Origin of the sequence: Pseudoalteromonas sp. SCSIO 43088, from assembly GCF_023650795.1 — a bacterium.
Taxonomy (GTDB): Bacteria; Pseudomonadota; Gammaproteobacteria; order Enterobacterales; family Alteromonadaceae; genus Pseudoalteromonas; species Pseudoalteromonas shioyasakiensis.
On record NZ_CP072675.1, the window covers coordinates 564,033 to 585,845 of the forward strand.

Genomic DNA, 21,813 nt, shown 5'->3' on the forward strand with positions numbered 1-21,813 from the left:
TGAACGCGAGGGTAATCCCTCGCGTTTTTGTATTAGCTCAATAGCATCCATATACCTGCGGCAATCATAAATAAGTTTTCACTCAGAGAGATAAAGCCGAGCGGCACATTACTGTCGCCACCAACACAGGCACATTTCAGTTCTCGTTTATCGATATACACAGCCTTAATAACCGATATCGCACCTATACCACCAATAAATAATGAAAATGGTGCAACAGCTAAGGCGGGTAATTTAGTCACCATACCTATCGCTACATACGCCTCGATAAATGGATAAACATAGGCGTAGGGCACGACACGCATCGCCAATAGGTCATAGGTAATAAATGAGTTAGAAAAGCTGAATAAGTCTTGCAGCTTTTGTATCGCTAATACCGCCATTGATAATGCAACGAACAGCATCAGATTTTGCATAGAAAATAAAGCTTCACCGCTGGCATAAGTAAAACCGCAGCTTAGTAACATGGTCACTGCAAAAATCGCTAATACAGGGGTGTAACTAGTACCTTGCTGACCTGCCTCGGGCAGATTAAAAAAGTCGCGCAAATCATCGTAACCACCAATGCGTTTATCATTGATAAAGGTTTGTGGTGTGGTTTTTACATCATGCTGCTGTTTGAATTCGTCAGTTTGCTCACGGCTGGTTAAATGACGATCATCAACATCGTAACCATGACGCTCTAATAAATCTTTTGATTTTAAACCGAATGGGCAAATATGCTCATCGGTCACCATGCGATATAAAATTGCAGACTTAGACACAGTGCCTCCTTGTAAAAATGCCTTGTTTACTGCGTAATAATTACTTAATTACACAGTAAATGAGGGCAGATTCTTGCTATAACTGGTTACTTTATTGACAGTTACAAGGTTTGTGCCAGCTTTAAGCATAAAAAAAACTTGTGGCAGCACCACAAGGTTTTAAAATTGACTCGTAACGCGAGTTTATCTCATCGTTACAAATTCTTCAGAGCCAGTCGGGTGAATAGCCACAACAGCATCAAAGTCTGCTTTGGTTGCGCCCATCTTCATTGCAACGGCAAAGCCTTGGATCATTTCATCAACGGTAAAGCCAATGCCGTGTAAGCCAACAACTTTTTCGTCTTCGCCTGCACACACTAGCATCATGTTACATGCTTGGCGATGCTGAGTAACCGCTGTGTACATTGCTGCAAAGCTTGATTTATATACTTTAACGTTATCGCTGCCGTATTGATCAATTGCTTGCTGCTCTGTTAAACCAATTGTACCGATTGGTGGATGGCTGAATACAACTGTAGGTACTAGCTCGTAGTCCATTTTTAAATCATCAGGTAATTCTTTATTGAATAAACGCTCTGATAGAGTACGACCCGCTTTAACGGCTACTGGCGTAAGTTCAATACCGTTTTCGATGATATCGCCAACAGCATATACGTTTTCAGCTGTGGTGTTTTGGAATTCGTCTACTTTAACGTAACCACCTTCAGTTACTTCAACACCTGCCGCAGCAAGATTGATCTTGTCAGTTGTAGGTGTACGGCCAATTGCCCAAATAACTTCATCAACGTTTTGGCTGTGACCATTTTCAAAGTGAATTGTTAAGCTACCATCGCTTTCTTTAACCACTTCTTTTGGTGTACACTCAGTGTGAAGAGTCGGGCCTTCTTTAGCCATGATATCGACAAGCGTATCAACAATGTATGGGTCAAAAGTACGTAGAGGTTTGTTTTTACGAACAAACAGGTGTGTTTCTGTACCAAGGCTATGAAGTACACCAGCGATTTCAACGGCAATGTAGCCTGCACCAACCACAGCAACACGCTTAGGCTGTGCGTCTAGTTCAAAGAAGCCATTTGAATCAATACCAAGCTCAGCGCCTGGGATGTTAGGAATAGTAGGGCGACCACCAACAGCAACAAGGATATGGTCTGCCGTGTATAGCTCACCGTTTACTTCAACTGTTTTGTTATCAACAAACTTAGCAAAGCCATTTACTACAGTTACACCATTACTCGATAAGTACTTGTTGTAACCTTGGTGAATACGGCCAATATACGCTTCGCGGCTTTCAACTAATTTAGCCCAGCTAAAGCTTTTTAATTCAACATCAAAGCCGTAGTCAGGTGCATATGCGTTAATTGCTTCAGCAATTTGTGCACCGTGCCACATAACTTTCTTTGGAACACAACCCACGTTTACACAGGTGCCACCCATGTGTTTTGCTTCAATAAGAGCGACTTTTGCGCCACGCATTGCTGCACGGTTTGCAGAGGCAATACCGCCACTACCACCACCAATTGCAATGTAATCAAAATGCTGAGCCATAGTTTGTCCTCAAAAATAGATAATTCTTTATTAATTAATCGATTTAGTAATAAGTTGATAATAGCATAATAAAGACCAAGGTTAAGCCCCTTGTATTTCATCAATTCGCCCCAACTTCAAAATCATCTTCGCATAAAATTTGAGAACGAAAATGACAATTGCAGAAAATAACCCACTCATTGGTTTAGAAGGGCTTCCGCCGTTTTCTAAAATTAAACCAGCACACGTAGTGCCAGCATTAAAAGCAGCGATTGCTGAGTGTCGTACCAAAATAGATGAGGTACTGGCAACTAAATCATACACATGGAATGATTTGGTGCTTCCGCTTGAAGAAGCTGATGACAAGTTATCACGCTTATTTTCACCGGTATCACATATGAATTCTGTCGTTAATAACGACGAGCTACGTGAAGCCTATGAGCAATGTTTGCCGTTGTTATCTGAGTATTCAACGTTTGTTGGTCAGCATCAAGGTTTATACGATGCTTACAACGAGCTTCACAACAGTGACGAATTTAAAACACTAACGATTGCCCAGCAAAAAACCATTACTAATGCACTGCGTGATTTTGAGCTATCTGGTATTGCTTTAAAGCCTGAGCAACAAAAGCGTTATGGCGAAATCAGTGCGCGTTTATCTGAGCTGGCCTCTAAGTTTGGTAATAATGTAATGGATGCCACACTCGCTTGGCAAAAGCACATTACAGATGAAAGCGAACTGGCTGGTTTACCAGAGTCTGCGTTAGCCCTTGGTGCAGATACAGCTAAAAGCAAAGAGCTAGATGGCTGGGTATTCACGTTAGATTTTCCATCTTACTTACCAATCATGACTTATGCTGATAACCGTGAGTTACGTGAAGAGTTTTACACTGCGTTTGTAACGCGTGCATCTGATCAAGGCCCTAATGCCGGTGAGTTTGATAACTCTGCCATTATGAGCGAAGAGCTTGCCCTTCGTCATGAACTTGCCGAGTTACTTGGCTTTAACAGCTACGCTGATATGTCATTGGCGACTAAAATGGCAGAAACGCCAGAACAAGTTTTCTCATTCTTAGAAGATTTAGCAGCTAAGTCTAAACCACAAGCTGAGCAAGAGCTTGCCGAGCTAACTGCCTACGCAAAAGACAAGCACGGTGTGACTGAGCTTGCTGCATGGGACTATGCTTACTACGGCGAAAAACTTAAGCAAGAGAAGTACGCGATTTCTGATGAAGTACTGCGCCCATATTTCCCTGCCAATAAAGTTTTAAGTGGCTTATTCACTACTGTAAACCGTTTATTTGGTATTAGCGTTAAAGAAGTGACAGAGTTTGATACTTACCACCCTGATGTACGTTTTTTCGAAATTTACGATAGCAGCAATACTTTACGTGGTCGTTTTTATCTAGATTTATACGCTCGCGATCGCAAGCGCGGTGGCGCGTGGATGGATGACTGCATGGGTCGTAAAGTACGTGCTAACGGCGAATTACAAACCCCCGTTGCGTACTTAGTGTGTAACTTTAATAAAGCAGTGGGTGATAAGCCTGCTTTGTTTACGCATAACGAAGTGACTACGTTATTCCATGAGTTTGGTCATGGTATTCATCATATGTTGACACAAGTTGATGCTGCACCGGTTGCAGGTATTAACGGTGTTGCGTGGGATGCGGTTGAGTTACCAAGCCAGTTCCTTGAAAACTGGTGCTACGAAGAAGAAGCGCTAAGCTTTATTTCGGGCCATTACGAAACAGATGAGCCGTTACCAAAAGAGTTATTAGATAAACTCCTAGCGGCGAAGAACTTCCAATCAGGTATGCAAATGCTGCGTCAGCTTGAGTTCTCGTTGTTTGACTTTACTATTCACCATACTTACAAAGCGGGTGAGCCATGTAACATTCAAGCAACTCTTGATGATGTGCGCAGTAAAACGGCCGTTGTTAAAGCGCCAGCATTTAACCGCTTTCAACATGGCTTTAGCCACATTTTTGCTGGCGGTTACAGCGCAGGTTATTACTCTTACAAGTGGGCTGAAGTACTTTCGGCTGATGCGTTTTCTAAATTTGAAGAAGAAGGCATCTTTAACCCAGCAACGGGCGAAGCTTTCTTAAAGAACATTTTAGAAAAAGGAGGCAGTGAAGAGCCAATGGAGCTATTTAAAAAGTTCCGTGGACGCGAACCACAAGTTGATGCACTACTTAGACACAGCGGCATTGCTGCATAATAAAGTTTGTTGATCTAAAGCGCCGTAAGGCGCTTTTTTTATTAATATTTCTTCGCAAAATCACGCTCTCGTACTATCCTTCTTAAAAAAGAGTTTATAGGAATTAAGCATGTCAAAACTTGTATTAGCCATTGATGATGATAAATATATCCATCATGTGATTGAGGAATCGCTATCGGGCTTTTGCACACTGATCCATGCTAAAAATGGCGACGAAGGATTAAGACAGGCGTTAAAGTACAACCCTGACATCATTTTACTTGATATCGAAATGCCGGGTAAAACGGGCTTTGAGGTATGTAACGAATTAAAAGCTAACCCGCAAACAAAAGACACACCTGTGATGTTTTTATCGGGTAAAGCTGACCTACCAGACCGTGTAAAAGGTTATAACGCAGGTGCTGCTGACTACATTGTAAAACCATTTAATGCTGAAGAACTCATGGCACGTATTCGCGTGTTATATCAATATCGTCAGCACTCAAAAAAGCTTAAAAGTGATGTAGAGCGAGCGCAAATCACTGCCGAAATCGCGATGACAGACTCAGGTGATATGGGTCGCATTATGCGCTACGTTGGGCAAAGCTATCATGCACATGATATCAAAGCGTTATCTGAGCATATGTTTGAATTTTTTAATCCGATGGAGCTCGATGTCGTACTGGCGTTTTGGTATCAAGATGTTGGCGTATTTTGTAGTGCTGAGGGTGGGGTATGTCCACTTGAGCAAGAGCTACTCGAAAAGCACCGTGATGCAAATCGTTTTGTTGATTTTAGCCATCGCACTATTATTAATTACCCTAAAGTGTCGATGCTGGTTAAGAACATGCCACTAGATGATGCCCAGCTTTATGGTCGTTATAAAGATTTATTCCCGCATATTCTTGAAGTGACTAACGCCAAAGTACAAGACATGGAAAACAATGAGCGGGCACTGACTCAGGCGCAGCAAATTGGTAACTCGTTTAACGAGCTATCTGATCAAATGTACCAAAACAGTGATTCGCGCGAACATGCTGTAGAGAAATTTGCCGCCCAACTTGATGAGCTAAACAAGTCTATTGAGCAAAGTGGTTTATCGGGAAGCGACGAAGTCGCATTTCACTTGCAGCAATTAAAGCAAACTCAGCTGATTTTTACCTCACTCAATGAAGACTTATCGTTTATAAAGTTTCAGCTAAAACATATTATCGAATCGCGTAGTGAGCTTTTAGCGAGCTTACAAAAAATGGCTGAACCGAGTGAGACCGAAGATGTGACTTCACAAACGGATATCGAGCTATTTTAAGCCATGCTATACTGGCGCCGAATAATATAGCTCGGAGTTTTGCGTGGTAATTCATTGTCCTTTTAAAGAAATGCGTCCTTATTTAGATGCGATTGAACAGCGTTTTGGTTTGGCCAAATGGGCTGAACAAAATGCAGGCTTTTCGCTTCATTATGACGACCAAGGTCTTAGCCTGAAGAAAAAGGACGAGCCAAAGCTTGGTGCTATTCATGTTGATTTTGTAACGGGTGCTGCAGCTCATCGACGCAAGTTTGGTGGTGGTAAAGGGCAGGCAATAGCTAAGGCTGTAGGGTTAAACAAAGGTGCCACGCCAGTGGTGCTTGATGCCACTGCAGGCCTTGGCCGCGATGGCTTTGTACTGGCATCACTAGGCTGTAAAGTGATTTTGCATGAGCGCCACCCAGTGGTAGCTGCACTATTATTCGACGGCCTAGAACGCGCCTATAACGATGCAGAAATCGGCCCTTGGATGAAAGAAAATATGAGCCTAGTGTTTGGCTCAAGCCATACTTTACTGGCGCAGTGTAGTGATACCCCTGATGTTGTGTACTTAGATCCTATGTTTCCTCATCGTGAAAAATCAGCCCTCGTTAAAAAAGAAATGCGAGTATTCCAAGAGCTTGTTGGTGGAGATAGCGATGCCGATGATCTATTAGAATTTGCTTATCCGCTTGCCAGTAAGCGAGTCGTTGTGAAGCGCCCTGATTACGCCCCATTTCTAAATGACAAAACCCCGAGTATGCAAATCAAAACCAAGAAGAACCGGTTTGATGTATACGTAAAAGCTGCAATGGTCTGATACCATCCGCAATATTAAGCGAATTGGTATTTATTTAACCCTTTTGGGTTAGTTGCTATCGCTTTTACTTGTTATTTTTTACGGTTTACATCAAATTGTCATAAAAGGTTAATATTCTACGCGCGTAACGTTACTTGGGAATATCGTTTATGCGTGTGTCATCATTTACTCGGCTATTGGCCGTTTTACTTACACTCGCCAGTATCTTACTGGCAGCCACCCTGTTCTGGGCTAGTCAAACCTTACTCGGCTTAGAGCAGCAAGATAACGCTTATAATAAGCTGAAAAACACCATCATTATTGATTTAAAAAGTTACCTTGATGATTATTTAGAGCAAGGTGACAGCCAACACTTAAATAAAGCCTCAACGCTGATTAGCGATGTTAAAAAGCAGCATTTAGCTGAGCTACCAACAGATCTAGCGGGTCAACTAAATAGCCAACTGACGGCCCTCGATAAAGACATTAACGGTAAGTATCGCGCTTTAGGTAAGCTATCGGGTAACGAAATGGCACTGCTCGATAACTCTTTAAGACAAATGGCAGGCTCTGCCTCTTCGTTAATTGGCTATGCACGTAAAGCCGAGCCGCAAACAGCGCTTGCGCTTGAATATTATCAACTTGCTGCTGACTACTACAGCGAAGTGACATCACTTGCTTTGTATACTTACAAGTTAGTGATCAACTTTGATCAAGACACTAAAAACAGCCTTAATCAAAGTGTTGAAAACTTAAATGCCCTTGCTACTAAAATCGACAGACTCGAAAACCTAGGTGTAATGAGTGAAGTGGATGAAGACGCTTTATTTTTTGGTGAAGAAGCAGAAGATTTAGCCGGTGATATTAAAGCAGAGCTAACAAGCTGGCCTAAACGTTTCCCTCGTGATTTAGCATCAACACTTGAGCAAGCTGAGCAACGACAAACCGGCATGCAAGCACTGCGCGAACAAATCGGCGCGTTGTCTGCAACGGTGCTCGGTGCAGAGCAAAAACTAAAAGATGAACAAAGCCAGCTTAAGCAACAAGTTTTCATCGTGTTTTGTGTCGCTATTGGCATGCTGGTGGTTTTAGCTGCGGGTGTGTATTTCGTACAGCGTAACCAAGTGCTTAACCCTCTGCGCCAATTGCGTGATGGCTTTGCCTTCTTGATTGAAAGTAATGAACTTAAAAACATTGAGAGTAAGAATCCGAAAACCGAGGTTGGTGAAATTGCCCATTACTTTAATCAATTGATTGAACGCCAGCGTGGTGAAGCTGAAGAGCGAGCACAAATGCTTAAGGTTATTAATGACTTTATGCTAGAGATGAGCGAGCACTTACATACCATTGCTCAGCAAACGGATGCCAGCCACTCTCAGGTTGAACAAAACCAAGGTTTACTTACTGATATTCAGCACATCGGTGAGCAGGTCAATAACATTAATGGTCAAGTTGCTGATAACGCCAAACAAACCTTTGGTGCGATGGAGCAAAGCTTAGGCTTTGCCGACAGCATGTTAACCGCAAGCTCTCGCACTGAAGAGCGCGTTGAGCAAGGTCTAGATAGCTTAAAAGAGCTATTAAAAGGCGTTGATGATGTTGGCCAAGTTATTGAGGTGATCAAAAACATTGCTGAGCAAACAAATCTACTGGCATTGAATGCGGCGATTGAGTCGGCACGTGCAGGTGAGCATGGTCGAGGCTTTGCGGTTGTCGCTGACGAAGTACGAAAGCTTGCCAGACAAACGCAAGGCTCGCTTGATGATATCAACAATCAGCTAAACCGCCTAAGTGAAAACTCAACCATGGTATCAGAGCAAATTAGTGCACTGGCTACTGATGCCGAGCTGCAAACACAAAATGCTCAAGAGCTTAAACGTAACTCAGAAGGCGTTGCCGATAACGCGCAAGATGCTAACAAGGTAGCGTTTGATGCTATGGAGCTTGCTAAACAGCAAAATGCCTTACTCGAAAACTTTAGCCAATCAATGCAGAGCATGAAAGGGCAGGTAAGTGAGTCAAACTCACTGGTTAGTGATATTCAGCACCGCCTACAAGAGCAAATGCACACCATTAAAACCAGCTTAGGTTTATAACTCTTCAAGGGGCGAGCAATGGTTTGCATTGTTTGCCCTTAAATCATGCGGTATTCAATTTTTTGGGTATATACTCTGTACTCTTATTTTCTTTCAAGGAATCACGATGATCGAACAAGGCCAAACTTTACCTGCGGCAACCCTTAGCGAATTAACTAGCGAGGGTATGCAAACCCTATCAACAGAGGCATTATTTGCAGATAAAAAAGTGGTGCTATTTGCGGTGCCAGGTGCATTTACACCAACCTGTTCAAATGCTCATTTACCTGAGTTTATTACGCTAGCTGATAAAATTACCGCTAAAGGCGTTGATGCAATTTACTGTGTATCGGTTAACGATGCATTTGTAATGAAAGCATGGGGTGAAGCTCATAACGCTGAGCATATTCGTATGTTAGCCGATGGTGATGCAAGCTTTACTAAAGCACTTGGTCTAGATAAAGACACCGCTGGTTTTGGTGGCGTACGTTCAAAGCGTTATGCAATGATCGTTGAAAACCAAACGGTAACAGGGCTGTTTGTTGAGCAAGATAAAGAGTTTGTAGTAAGCCGCGCTGAAGCTGTGCTCGAAAAGTTGTAATAGCAATATAAGTACAAAAAAGCCGGACGTAAGTCCGGCTGAAAAGTCCCAGGGGGGAACTGGGGAGATCAACTATTAAGGTTGATACTGTGCATCCAATGTTACACCAGAGAAAGTACGGTAAGCATTTAAGCTTAAGTGCCACGTACCTGCTTGTGGGTTACTGAATGTACAAGTTTCTGCGTTACCGTTTTTGTACGGACGACAGTCATAACTTGAAGTTGTTGGTTGGCTACCAAACTTAACGAATAAGTCAGCATCACCTGAACCACCAGACGTTGTTACTGTGAAGCTTGCCATACCTGCTGGTACTTCTAGCGTGTAGTGTTTCCATTGACCTGCACTTGCAGAGATGTCAGTCACTGTGCCGCCACCTGCTTGTGGTGAACCTGAGCCTGAACCACCGCCAGAAGTTGTTAAATCACCCACTAGGCTAACACCTGAGTATGCAGAGTAACCATTCAGCATTACATGGTAAGTGCCTGCTGTTGGGTTATCGATAGAACATACTTCGTTGTTACCGCCTTTATACGGGCGACAATCATAGGTTGACGTTGTTGGTGCACTACCTGCACGAACGTATAGGTCAGCATCACCTGTACCGCCACTCATTGTGAAGGTTACGTTAGTCGCACCTGTTGGAACTTCCATGGTGTAGAAAGTTTGGCTGCTAGCTGAGCCACTTAAACCAGTTAGTGCTTGACCATCTTCTAATACATTACCCGTTGGTGGTGGCGGTGTTGTGCCTGAGGCTGCTGCAACAGCGGCTGCTGCATCAACAATACCTGTACCACAGCTTGTACATGTTGCTGGGAAAGAACGAGTTGTTGATTTTAAGATGCTTTCGATTTCATCAGGCGTTGCAGAAGGTTTAGCTTGCTTGATTAGCGCTGCTACACCCGCAACATGTGGTGCTGCCATCGATGTACCTTGCGAGTAGTGATATGAATCGCTGCTTGGGCCTGTAGAGCCTGAGTTGTGTGTTGATAACACACCTTCAGAATCATTCGCAAAGCTTTGTGCGCCACCCGGTGCTGCAACATCAATGTTGCTACCATAGTTAGAGTAATAAGCACGACCACCGTTACGACCAACAGATGCAACGTTTACAACGCCATTACAGTTACCTGGGTTGTAGTTTGCAGAGTTATCGTTATCGTTACCCGCTGCAATTACGATTACAGAGCCGTTGTTACGCGCTTGGTTAATGGCACTTTGCGTTGTTGAGCTACATGAACCGCTACCACCTAAACTCATGTTGATAACATCAGCAGGGTTAGCATTTGCAGGTACGCCAGAAACTGAACCACCTGAAGCCCAGATAATACCGTCAGCGATATCAGAAGTTAAACCACCACATTTACCAAGTACACGTACAGGGACAACTTTTGAGTTGTAAGCAACACCGGCAACACCTTCACCGTTGTTAGTCACTGCTGCAACAGTACCTGCAACGTGCGTACCGTGCCAGCTTGAGTTTTGCGCACCATGTGTGTAACCACATTCGTTAGCGCTGATTGCATCACCTGGATCGCGTGCATCGCTATCACGACCACCACCATCGTTAGCTACAGACACATTAGAGATCATGTCATAGCCTTGAAGGATGTTGGCATTTAAATCAACATGAGGACGGTAACCTGTATCAAGCACCGCAACAACTACACCGCTACCCGTTGCTGTATCCCAAGCAGTAGGAAGGTTAAGTCCACCCGCTTGCTCGTAGTAGTGCCATTGGTCGTCATAACGTGGGTCGTTAGGCGTTGCAAATGGCTTTAACATTTGGTCGATTTCGATGTATTCAACGTTACCTGATGCAACCATCTCTTGCATGAATTCTTGTGCTTCTTGAGCAGAAAGTTTTTTATCAGCACGCATTACGTGGTGATTACTCATCGCCATTGCACGAACATATTGCGCTTTTACTTTACCTTTTTTGCTGGTGAAGTTTTTAACAAAGCCTTTTGCTTTTTTATTCATCATAGTTGGCGTTTGTTCTGCTGCCGACATCGTCATCATTTCATCACTATTGTTTTTATACTTGATGATGAATTGTGTACCAAAGCCTTCTTGGCCTTGTAATTTCGCTGCAGTTTCCAGCATAGATGGTGACATTAGTTGGTTTGGAGTAGCCGTTGCTGCCGTCGTCCCAAACAACGCAGTCAAGCTCAGTGCAATTGCGCACTTCTTCAAGTTGTTGTTAGTTGTCATAATGATCCCTAGATTGTTATGTAAATCTCCACGATATTTTTCGCGAAGGGGGACAAAGGTAAAATAAATGTAAATTTAGTTAAAATATCGTTTTATTATGGTTGTCTCTATTTTGGTTATAACTAAGTGTATAGACGTCTAAACTAGTCTTTTAATGGTGTTTTTCTACACATTTCTCATAATAAAGTTATAATTTTACGGTTTTGAGCTTTTACTTTATTTCGTTTTTTGGTTTTATCTTTTTTGTAAAAACACCTCAGTGTTAACACAGCAGCGACAATAACTTGTTATAATCAGCTAAATTTTTTTAGTGAGTATGAGTAATGACCCAAGTAGATGTAATTGTGATTGGCGCCGGTGCCGCAGGTTTGATGTGTGCTGCACAAGCAGGCTACCGTGGTCGCAATGTTACTGTGCTTGATATGGGCAAAAAGCCGGGCCGTAAAATATTAATTAGCGGCGGCGGGCGTTGTAACTTCACCAATGAAAACGCAAGCCCAGACAACTACTTGTGTGGTAATCCTCATTTTGTCAAATCGTGTTTAAGTCGTTATACCCAGCATGACTTTATAGAGCTGGTGGACCGTCACGGCTTGGCGTATCATCATAAAACGCTGGGCCAGTTATTTTGTGATAACAGCGCTCAAGATATCGTCGACATTCTTTTAACTGAGTGTGAGTGGGCGGGTGTTAACATAGCGCTGCGTAACGAAGTACTCAGCGTGACAAAAACCGATGCGGGCTATGAAGTTATTACTGAGCAAGACAGCTATCAATGTGAGTCGTTAGTTGTCGCATCCGGTGGATTAACTATGCCTAAGCTTGGTGCATCACCAATTGGTTATAAAATTGCAGAGCAATTTGGTTTAACAGTGTTACCAACCATGGCGGCATTAGTGCCATTTACGTTACACCAGCATGATAAAGATCGCTTTGATGGGTTATCGGGGATCAGCATTCCTTGTCAGGTTACCAGTGAAGATGGCACCCAGTTTAAAGAAAACATCTTGTTTACTCATCGCGGCCTTTCGGGCCCAGCGATTTTACAAATCAGCTCTTTTTGGCGTGCAGGGCAAACTGTGTACATCAACTTGTTACCCGAGATCGATTTAAAAAAGCAACTTGAGCAGTGGCGTCAAAGCCAAGGGCAAAAGTCACTAAAAAACACCCTTGCCACAATTTTACCAAAGCGTTTTGTTGAAATGCTGCACGATACTAAAGCGATCCCTGATTGCAATGTAAACCAGCTAAGCCATGCGCAAATCGACGCGTTACATGACTACATTCACAATTGGCAAATTAAACCAAACGGCACAGAGGGTTACAGAACAGCCGAAGTCACGCTTGGCGGTGTAGACACCGACGAGTTAAGCTCAAAAACCTTCGAAGCGAAAAAGTCACCGGGCCTTTATTTCATCGGCGAAGTCACCGACGTCACCGGCTGGCTAGGCGGCTACAACTTCCAATATGCTTGGAGCTGTGGCTTTGCAGCAGGGCAGTATTGTTGATTTAAGTTGCTAGTTGCGAGTTGCAAGGGGAAAGGTGTTAGTGGTCAGGTCATAGGAGCTAGGCTCTAGGTTAGCACTTGCTCGTAGGTCGTGCTTTAGCGCGTTTTTAATAACGCCATAAATGGCGACCTACATAATTTAGCTTACAGCTCCCCGCTTAAAGCTAACTTCCGATTTATAGTCTATTATTTCATTTTACTGAGTAGTAATAATGTATTGGACTCGAGTTGCCCATGAAACTTAATGACGTACAGATGTTTGTTAATCCTATTTATCGGTTAATAGAAATTACACCTATCCCTGTCATTGTTTCCTCGCCTAGCGGCAAACTCGAATATGCAAACCCGGCGCTAAAACAACTATTAGGTTACGAAGGCGATGAAGTGTACGCAGATGATGTTGTTATAACTCATGCTGATGACAGAGAGTTAAATAAAACTATTCGTGCCAAGCTTAATCAGTTTCCTGAGCAGCCATTACAAATCGAAAAGCGTTACATGCATAAGTTGGGTCATGCTATTTATTGTCAGCTGAATATTGTTGCTGAGATGGATAATGACGGTAATGTTGTGCGTTATATTTCGCAAATTATTGACTTAACAACAGTCAATAAAGAGGCGGCCGCGGATATTTTGCTGACCTATTTGGTTGATAAATCAAATGATGCCATCTTTGTTGCAAACCCTCAGTTTGGTCAAATCCTTAATTGTAATCAATTTGCTTATAGGTGCTTAGGTTATGAAAAGGAGGAGCTTTTAAAACTAACCATTCCAGACATTAACCCTGACTACGATACCAAGGCTAAATGGCAAGAAAGGGTGGCGCGTATAAAAGCTCAAGAAACCACTATTTTTGAGTCGTGCTTAAAACAAAAAGATGGTCAGGTTTTTCCAACTGAAGTGAGTGTGTGTCATATCGACCATCAAGGGAAAAGCTATCTTCTTGCGATTGTGCGTGACATTTCAGCTCGAAAAAATAAAGAGCAGGCTTTGATTGAGCTTGCTAACCTTGACCCGCTTACTCAATTACCGAACCGTCGTTATCTAGAGCAATTATTAAATGATGTATTTAGTGAAAATGGTGATGTGGCTGAGGGAATGGGCTTTATTTATATCGACTTAGATGAGTTTAAACAAATCAACGATCAGCATGGTCATGCACTAGGCGATGAAGTTTTGGTATGGGTTGCAAAGCAACTTAAAGCTGCCGTCAGAAGTACCGATTATGTGATAAGAATGGGAGGAGATGAGTTTTTAGTGACTATTTCAGGCGTGACTAACACGACGATTCTGAATCGCTTGGCACATAAAATTGCGGATCAATTTTCAGCCCCTTTTAGTTGTAAAGGTAAGTCAATTGAAGTCACAGCAAGTATCGGTGTGACAGCGCATTTTCTCGGCGATGGTGTGTATGCAGCAAACCAGCTAATTGAAGAAGCGGATGCGGCTATGTACCAAGCTAAAAAGCAACCCGGAACAACCATTATTCATTTCAGCTAATGGTTTTAACGCCTTAAGTTACTCTGAAACTTGAAACTTGAACCTAGCACTAAAAATTGTCGCCATAAATGGCGACCTACATAATACCGCTTACCGCTCACCACTTTCCCCTCAAGCAGCCACTTCAACACAATTACGGCCGTTACTTTTTGCTTTATACAATGCTTTGTCGGCAATGGTGAGGGTTTCTTTCACAGTTGTTGAAGCATGAGCTACGCTGTGTACACCAATACTCACGGTAAATTGCACGGTTTGCACCTCATCAATGGTGATGTAGGTTTCTTGGGCTTTTTGGCGAATTCGCTCGGCAGCTTGTTTTGCATCAAGTAGGTTACAATTGAGTAATAACACAAATTCTTCGCCGCCGTAACGGCAGGCTATATCAGCAAGGCCTTGCTCTGAGGTGAGTATGTTGGCAAATGCGATAATGACTTTATCGCCAACATCGTGACCATATGTGTCGTTGATGTTTTTGAAGTGGTCAAGATCAGCAATTAGAAGGGTTAGGTCTTGCTGATTGGTTGACATTGCGGCAATCAGTTCTTCACTTTTTCTGTCAAAATAACGGCGGTTGTATAGGCCTGTCATAGGATCTGTATCGACTAGGCGGTTGAGCTCAGTTTGCTGTGCTTTAATTTTTTCGAGGCTCTTAATTCGATAAGAAAGAATAAACGCCATCATTAATGCTTCGAGCAAAATACCTATGCCTACACCGTGGCTATTTATCACGTTTGCGTCGCTGATCCCTTTGTAATAAAGCACCGCCAGCATATTAAAAATAACGAACATAGAGTGGCCGAGCAAAAAGTATTTTGCCAGTGTGTTACCTTTGCGCCACAGCGAAATAGATACTCCAAATGTCACCGTCATCATTAAAGCTGCCAAGCTACTGGCAGGTTTTAATGCCCCCACAATATCGAACAGGCTATAGATAAAGTCAGCTACCAGTAAGAACAAAATAATCGACAGCGCGATATGCTCTTTAGGGTAATGTTTTTTGGTTTCGAAAATGAGCATTACAAAAATCACTAAAAAGCTTGGCATGCTCAGTAGGTTAGAATTGAGCTGTAGTAGCTCAGCACTAAAAATACCAAAGAAGTTAGCAGCAACACCATAAGATAGCGCCACCCAAACCGTACCAGAGATAAGATACAGGGCGTAAACAATATTCTCGATTTTACGTGCCGATAAATACAAGAAGAAGTTATAAATCATTAGCGCTAACATCATCCCGACAAGTAGCGCAATGTAATTACCATTCCCGACAAGGGCTCGCTTTGAATGCTCTTCATCATAAATAGTTAATGCAAACCACTGATGTGAAAAGGTGACGCTTTTTATATAAATTGTTTTTTGCTGGTTAGGAGCAATATAAAACGAAAACACGGCACTGCCACCAAACATGTTGGCTTTAGGGCCTGTTTTATCAAGTTGAATAACTGATTGGTTTATCAGTTGTGCTGATTGTGTTTCGTAAAAGCTGACTTCTTCTAAATGATAGGCATCTGGGTTATGCACAAATAAGCGTAGGGTATCGCTGTAGCTATTTTTTATTACTATTTTTGACCACGTCGTTTTAGCGTTGGTGCCTAAAGTAAGCTCGTTTTGACTGTTGATAAAATTTTGCTGCTGAACTTGTGAAAGAGGCATAGTGCCTGTGCTATCAATAAAATAGCTCATAGCAAATTGAGTGAGGTCAACGCTACGTTGTTCGATATTAACAATCGGGGAATTATCTGCACGGCTTTGGCTAGTTATGCTTAGGCATAATGAGTAGAAAACAAAAAGCAGTAAAAAGCGCGCAATCATCCCTAATGCCTGTGTCCAAATAAATATAATGATAAAGTTTTATTTTTAACTTAAACCGCTGCCTTGTCGAGTAAATTATCAACGAAAATAAAAAAAGCCGCTAATTTAGCGGCTTTGTTGGTTGCGAAATATGATATCAATCGACTTAAACATTTAATCCTTCTAGCGAGCTAAATAAAGCGCTAACTGCGTTATAATTTTTTTAAGTAGAATAACTACGTGTCAAAATTTATGCCTTGTTATCACTCTATTTTTCTGTCGCTATAAATGCTTAATAACTTAACACGATTGATATTGAATTAACGTAAGTCGAAACGATCTAGCGTCATCACTTTAGTCCATGCTGCTACGAAGTCATCAACGAACTTTTGTTTAGCATCGTCAGAGGCATACACTTCAGCAATTGAACGTAGCTCTGAGTTTGAACCGAAGATTAAATCTACTGGTGTTGCTGTCCACTTAAGTTTGCCTGACTTACGGTCACGGCCTTCGTAAATACCTTCTTCAGAAGACTTAGACCACTTCGTTGACATATCTAATAGGTTAACGAAGAAATCGTTGCTTAATGTGCCAGGTTTTTTCGTGAATACACCGTGTTTAGTTTGGTCAGTATTCGCGTTAAGGGCACGCATACCACCTAGTAGTGCAGTCATTTCTGGTACTGATAAGCTTAGTAAGTCAGCGCGTTCAACTAACATTTCAGCCGGTGATTTCCATGCTGAGCTGTAGTAGTTACGGAACGCATCTGCTGTTGGCTCAAGTACTTCGAATGATTCAACGTCAGTCATTTCTAATGATGCGTCCATACGGCCTGGCTTGAATGGTACTGCGATAGAGAAACCCGCGTCGCTAGCTGCTTTTTCGATTGCAGCCGCACCACCAAGAACAATCATATCTGCTAGTGAAATTTCTTTACCGCCAGATGCTTTTTTGTTGAACTTAGTTTGGATTTTCTCAAGTTTGCTAAGTACTTTAGCCACTTCTTTCGGGTTGTTTACCGGCCAATCTTTTTGTGGAGCAAAGCGAATACGTGCACCGTTTGCACCACCACGCATATCTGTATCGCGGTAGCTTGCTGCTGATGCCCAAGCAACACGCACTAGTTCAGATACAGATAAACCTGAATCTAAGATGCTAGCTTTAAGTGACGCGATATCTTTGCTGTCTACTAGTTTGTGGTCAACCGCAGGGATGTAGTCTTGCCAAATTAATACTTCTTCTGGCACTAAGTCACCTAGGTAACGAGCACGTGGGCCCATATCGCGGTGGTTTAGTTTGAACCATGCTTTAGCAAATGCCAGTTCGAACTCTTTCGGGTCGTTTAAGAAACGCTGTGAGATCTTACGGAACTCAGGATCTGCTTTTAACGCGATATCAGTTGTGAACATGATAGGCGCATGACGCTTACCTTTAATGTGCGCATCTGGCACTAGGTTAGACGCTTGACCATTTTCTGGGATCCACTGAGTCGCACCTGCAGGGCTCTTAGTTTTAACCCACTCAAAGCTGAATAAGTTTTGTAGGTAGTTGATTGACCAACGTGTTGGTGTCACTGTCCATGCACCTTCAAGACCTGAAGTGATGGTATCTTCAGAGTGACCTTTACCACATTTGTTTTTCCAACCTAAACCTTGCTCTTCGATACCCGCTGCTGCTGGCTCTTTGTCTAAACACGTCGCTTTTTTCGCGCCGTGTGCTTTACCAAAGCTGTGACCACCGGCGATTAGCGCAACGATTTCTTCATCGTTCATTGCCATGCGGCCGAATGATAAACGAATGTCTTCTGCTGCTAGAAGTGGATCAGGGTTACCGTGAGGGCCTTCTGGGTTTACATAAATTAAGCCCATCTCAACTGCCGCTAATGGCCCTTTAAGTTTACCTTTTTTGTCACGACGTTCGTCAGTTAACATTTTGCCTTCAGGGCCCCAGTATACGTAATCTGGTTCCCAATCGTCTTCACGACCACCGGCATAACCGAATGTTTTGAAGCCCATTGATTCAAGCGCAACGTTACCTGTTAACGCCATTAAGTCAGCCCAAGAAATGCTGCGACCGTATTTTTGTTTTATAGGCCAAAGTAAACGACGCGCCTTATCAAGGTTCGCGTTATCAGGCCAGCTGTTTAATGGGTCGAAACGTTGTTGACCACCGCCTGCGCCACCACGACCATCAAAAGTACGGTAAGTACCTGATGCGTGCCACGCCATACGGATGAAGAACGGACCATAGTGACCGTAGTCAGCAGGCCACCAATCTTGAGAATCAGTCAATACTTTCTCAATATCAGCTTTCACTGCGTTTAGGTCTAACTTTAAGAATTCTTTTTTGTAATCAAAGTAAGGACCCATAGGGTCAGACTCTGCGCCATGGGCACGAAGTTGGCTAAGATCTAATTGCTCTGGCCACCAGAATTGGTTTGATTTGATGTCGTTTGTAGCTTGTACGCCTGTTGCCACCAATAGTGATACCGCAACAGCTACTTTAGACAAAGCTGAAGTTGATTTCTTAAACATTGTGTTGTCTCCAGTTAGAAGTTGGGTGAAATATAGTTATGTTCTGGTTAACTTTCCACTTACAAACCGGGGTTTAAATCGATTGATAAAATCGAAAAAATAGATGGTGTGATTGATTTTATAGAACAAAGCCAGCAAAAATGCTGGCTCTGGGGGAGGTGTGCAGTAAGCTTAAATTCAGCTTATTGCTTATTCTTCAATGAAGGGTACACCATTTTTGATCCACTCAGCGGCTGGTTTGCCTTTTAAGTAATGATCAAAATATTCCATCATGCGTACTGAGAAATCCACTTGGTTAGGAAATTTCTTCAGGTGATGTGGTTCACCTTCGTATTGTAAGAAGGTGGCATCTTTACCCGCACGACGAAGCGCTAGGTAGTATTGAACACCTTCGTGCCATGGCACAGCATCATCTTTGTCGCCAAACATAATCAGAATTGGGGTATTCACCTTATCTGCGAAGAACACTGGTGAGTTTTCGATGTATAGCTCTGGGGCTTCGAATAACGTTTTACCAATGCGGCTTTGCCCTGTTTCGTATTGGAACTGACGTGCAAGGCCTGATTTTAAGCGAATACCACTATAAGCACTGGTCATGTTCGATACTGGCGCACCCGATACAACCGCCTTAAACATATCTGTTTGAGTGATCATAAAGGCGCTTTGGTAGCCTGCCCATGAGTGACCTTGTAAACCAATTTTATCTGGATCAGCAATGCCTAAATCAATTAACTTTTGAGTGGCGTTGATCATCGTTTGGGTTGACGATTTACCTGGGTGACCAATTTCAAAACGGATATCAGGTAAGAAAATCGCATAGCCATTTGAAGTAAACATCGGGAAGTTAGGACGATGATTTAATTCCATTTTCGGGAAGTCATACATGCGTTGGCTCATATAGCGGTAGAAGTACACAACTACTGGAACTTTATCGCCTTTTTTGTAGCCCGCAGGTTTGATCAACACACCTTGTAAGTCTTCCCCATCAAACCCTTTGTAGCTAATAAGCTCAGGTTTTTCGCCCCATGCAAAGTTGCTAATTTGTGGGTTTAGGTTGGTAACACGCTGTGGCTTTTTGAAGCTAAAATCAGTTTGGTAGTAATCTGGGAATTGCTGATATGTTTGTGCAGTAAAGAGATATTTATCGGCATTTTTTGCCTTTTTCACTACATCAAAGCGCTTTTTACCCGAAAGTACTTTGCTTACCTTATTGCTTGATAAGTCGAGTTTTGCAATTTCAGTTTGCTTATCTTGCAGGTTGGTTGCGCTTAGTAATAATATTTCGTCTTTGGCAAAGCCCACTTGGTCTTTATCTAGTTTAATAACACGATATTGGGTATTGCTTTCTTTACCTTGAGTTAAACGGGTTGCTTTTTGTGTTGCGACATCAAAAGCCCAAATATCAAATTTGCTGTAAACCAGTACTTGGCTGCTGTCGTTTAACCAGCCAGCAAAACCATAACCCGGCTGAGGCGATGGATAGTCATGTTTATCATCAGCAAAAATAGCGTTAATTGCTTTAGATAAGGTCGAAACCTTGTTGTTACCTAAATCTTTGAGCTGTACTTGGCTGTCTTGGAAAAATGCCGCAAATTGACCATTAGGCGCAAGGCTTGGTCTAAACGGATAGTCGCTGACAATAGCGGTTTGTTTACCGGTTTTAACATCAACGCTGAAGTAATCTGCGTAAAAACCGCCATACATAATACGTTCTAGGTAAGGTCGGTCTGAATAGCCTAATAGAGCTTCGCGATGAGTATTAAGTGAGACCTCAGGCATGTTCGGCGTGCTTAACTGCACAACTTGCTGACCATTTACATGATATACCGCTTGGTAGTGGCGAAGCTTATTCGCTTTGTTCCATTGCTGCTCTTCGCGTGGCTTAATTTCAGCGTCTTTATTGTGCCAAACGTTAAGGCCCTTTTGGTCGCGAATGGTATCGAAATCATATAAAGAGGCTTCATCTTTGTATTCTTTTAGGGCAACTTTTGCAGCGAGTTTAGGGTGGTTTTCAAAGTATAAACGAGCACCATCTTCAGACCATTTTAGCGATGCTGTTTTGCCAATAGTCCAGCTGCTATCTGCAGAGTGAATGGTTGAAAGCGCTCCGTTTTGTAAAAGCTGTAAGCTGTGGTCACGGCGGCGTGTATCATCATTAACGTAATTACCAATTAATAGCGCTGCGGTATTGCTGTTTGGCTGCCAAGCTATTTTATTTGCCACAACACCCGGCTCATCAATCAACACACTAGTTGCAAAGCCATTATTAAGATCAACTAATACAACTTGGTTATCGGCACCATTGCTGTAGCTTTGGCTTGCTAATAATTGCTCGCCAGTGCTACTCATTGCATAACTAAATACATTATCTACGGTGTGAGTGGTTTTGTCTTGAAGGTTAACAAGCACTAAATCAAAGCTTTTATCTTTTTTGTCTGGCTTGATTTCGCTGCTGTTTTCGTCTTTTTCTTCGCTGTCTTTTTTATCTGCTTTTTCTGCTTTCTTATCGAGTCGGTAAGCAAGCCATACACCATCATCCGATAGTGCATAGTCTTTTACATCGTTAAAGGTTTGTTGCTCACCATTGATAGTATTCACTAAAACAAGGTTGTTTTTTAGCTCATCTTTTTTCTTGGTGGTTTCTTTTTCAAGTAGGGTCGGTACCTGAGTAAAAGCTACCCAGTTTGCTGCTTTATTAATAGTTGGGCGAGTACCGCGCTCAACGCTAGTTAGCAAGGTGTTGTTGTTTAATGTATAAACCTGACCTTGTGCATTACCGCGATAAGGGTCGGCACTAAAGCTAAGAATTTGGCCATCTTCAGAAAGTTGGGTGCCTTTTGCGTATTTAAAATCAAACACGTCTTTAAATTGCAGAGCTTCTTTCGCACTAACCTGTGCACTACCAAGGCTTGTCACTAAGGCTAAGCTCAAAAGTGATAATTGCGCTTTCATTCATCTTTCTCGTTGTTTTTAAATTGATGCGCCCAGTGTAGCGTTTTTAATAAACAATTCGAGTAGA

At 42.5% G+C, this 21,813-nt stretch carries 13 protein-coding genes; 7 read left to right on the top strand and 6 right to left on the bottom strand.

Annotated features, from left to right (window positions below; genetic code table 11):
• Nucleotides 1–32: 32 nt before the first annotated feature.
• Entirely contained in the window at nt 33–764 is a 732-nt protein-coding gene (locus J8Z28_RS02660) for a glutaredoxin family protein (RefSeq protein ID WP_250659837.1), read from the bottom strand.
• Between the two features lie 183 nt (nt 765–947).
• A complete protein-coding gene (gene gorA / locus J8Z28_RS02665) occupies nt 948–2,309 on the bottom strand; it encodes a glutathione-disulfide reductase (RefSeq protein WP_250659838.1) in 1,362 nt (453 codons plus the stop codon).
• A 151-nt stretch (nt 2,310–2,460) separates the two neighbouring features.
• On the opposite strand from gorA, the gene prlC reads away from it, so the two are divergent.
• The 5 genes from prlC to J8Z28_RS02690 all read left to right on the top strand — a co-directional run bounded on the left by prlC (nt 2,461) and on the right by J8Z28_RS02690 (nt 9,254).
• The gene (gene prlC / locus J8Z28_RS02670) at nt 2,461–4,512 is read left to right on the top strand and encodes an oligopeptidase A (RefSeq protein WP_058583821.1); all 2,052 of its coding nucleotides are present in this window, start codon (nt 2,461–2,463) and stop codon (nt 4,510–4,512) included.
• A 109-nt stretch (nt 4,513–4,621) separates the two neighbouring features.
• Nucleotides 4,622–5,800: a response regulator gene (locus tag J8Z28_RS02675; RefSeq protein ID WP_055197575.1), complete on the top strand. Its 1,179-nt coding sequence runs from the start codon at nt 4,622–4,624 to the stop codon at nt 5,798–5,800.
• Between the two features lie 43 nt (nt 5,801–5,843).
• Entirely contained in the window at nt 5,844–6,599 is a 756-nt protein-coding gene (locus tag J8Z28_RS02680; RefSeq protein WP_062565979.1) for a class I SAM-dependent methyltransferase, read from the top strand.
• Nucleotides 6,600–6,748: 149 nt separating this feature from the next.
• Complete coding sequence (locus J8Z28_RS02685) at nt 6,749–8,674, top strand: methyl-accepting chemotaxis protein (RefSeq protein WP_250659839.1); 1,926 nt, start codon at nt 6,749–6,751, stop codon at nt 8,672–8,674.
• A gap of 106 nt (nt 8,675–8,780) precedes the next feature.
• Entirely contained in the window at nt 8,781–9,254 is a 474-nt protein-coding gene (locus J8Z28_RS02690; protein WP_063529354.1) for a peroxiredoxin, read from the top strand.
• Between the two features lie 75 nt (nt 9,255–9,329).
• Here the strand turns inward: J8Z28_RS02690 and J8Z28_RS02695 are convergent, their stop codons facing one another.
• On the bottom strand, nt 9,330–11,465 hold the full coding sequence (locus J8Z28_RS02695) for a S8 family peptidase (protein WP_250659840.1): 2,136 nt from the start codon (nt 11,463–11,465) through the stop codon (nt 9,330–9,332).
• Between the two features lie 323 nt (nt 11,466–11,788).
• On the opposite strand from J8Z28_RS02695, the gene J8Z28_RS02700 reads away from it, so the two are divergent.
• Nucleotides 11,789–12,973 (top strand): BaiN/RdsA family NAD(P)/FAD-dependent oxidoreductase, encoded by a 1,185-nt coding sequence (locus J8Z28_RS02700; protein ID WP_250659841.1) that lies wholly within the window; start codon nt 11,789–11,791, stop codon nt 12,971–12,973.
• A 233-nt stretch (nt 12,974–13,206) separates the two neighbouring features.
• Nucleotides 13,207–14,472 carry a sensor domain-containing protein gene (locus J8Z28_RS02705; protein ID WP_250659842.1) on the top strand — a complete coding sequence of 422 codons (1,266 nt, stop codon included), beginning with the start codon at nt 13,207–13,209 and terminating at the stop codon, nt 14,470–14,472.
• A gap of 111 nt (nt 14,473–14,583) precedes the next feature.
• On the opposite strand, the gene J8Z28_RS02710 is transcribed toward J8Z28_RS02705, so the two are convergent.
• The 3 genes from J8Z28_RS02710 to J8Z28_RS02720 form a co-directional block, all read right to left on the bottom strand.
• Nucleotides 14,584–16,281, bottom strand: coding sequence for a diguanylate cyclase (locus J8Z28_RS02710; RefSeq protein WP_250659843.1), 1,698 nt, complete (start codon nt 16,279–16,281; stop codon nt 14,584–14,586).
• Nucleotides 16,282–16,580: 299 nt separating this feature from the next.
• The gene (gene katG / locus J8Z28_RS02715; RefSeq protein WP_250659844.1) at nt 16,581–18,794 is read right to left on the bottom strand and encodes a catalase/peroxidase HPI; all 2,214 of its coding nucleotides are present in this window, start codon (nt 18,792–18,794) and stop codon (nt 16,581–16,583) included.
• Nucleotides 18,795–18,983: 189 nt separating this feature from the next.
• Nucleotides 18,984–21,746 (bottom strand): S9 family peptidase, encoded by a 2,763-nt coding sequence (locus J8Z28_RS02720; RefSeq protein WP_250659845.1) that lies wholly within the window; start codon nt 21,744–21,746, stop codon nt 18,984–18,986.
• Nucleotides 21,747–21,813 lie beyond the last annotated feature (67 nt).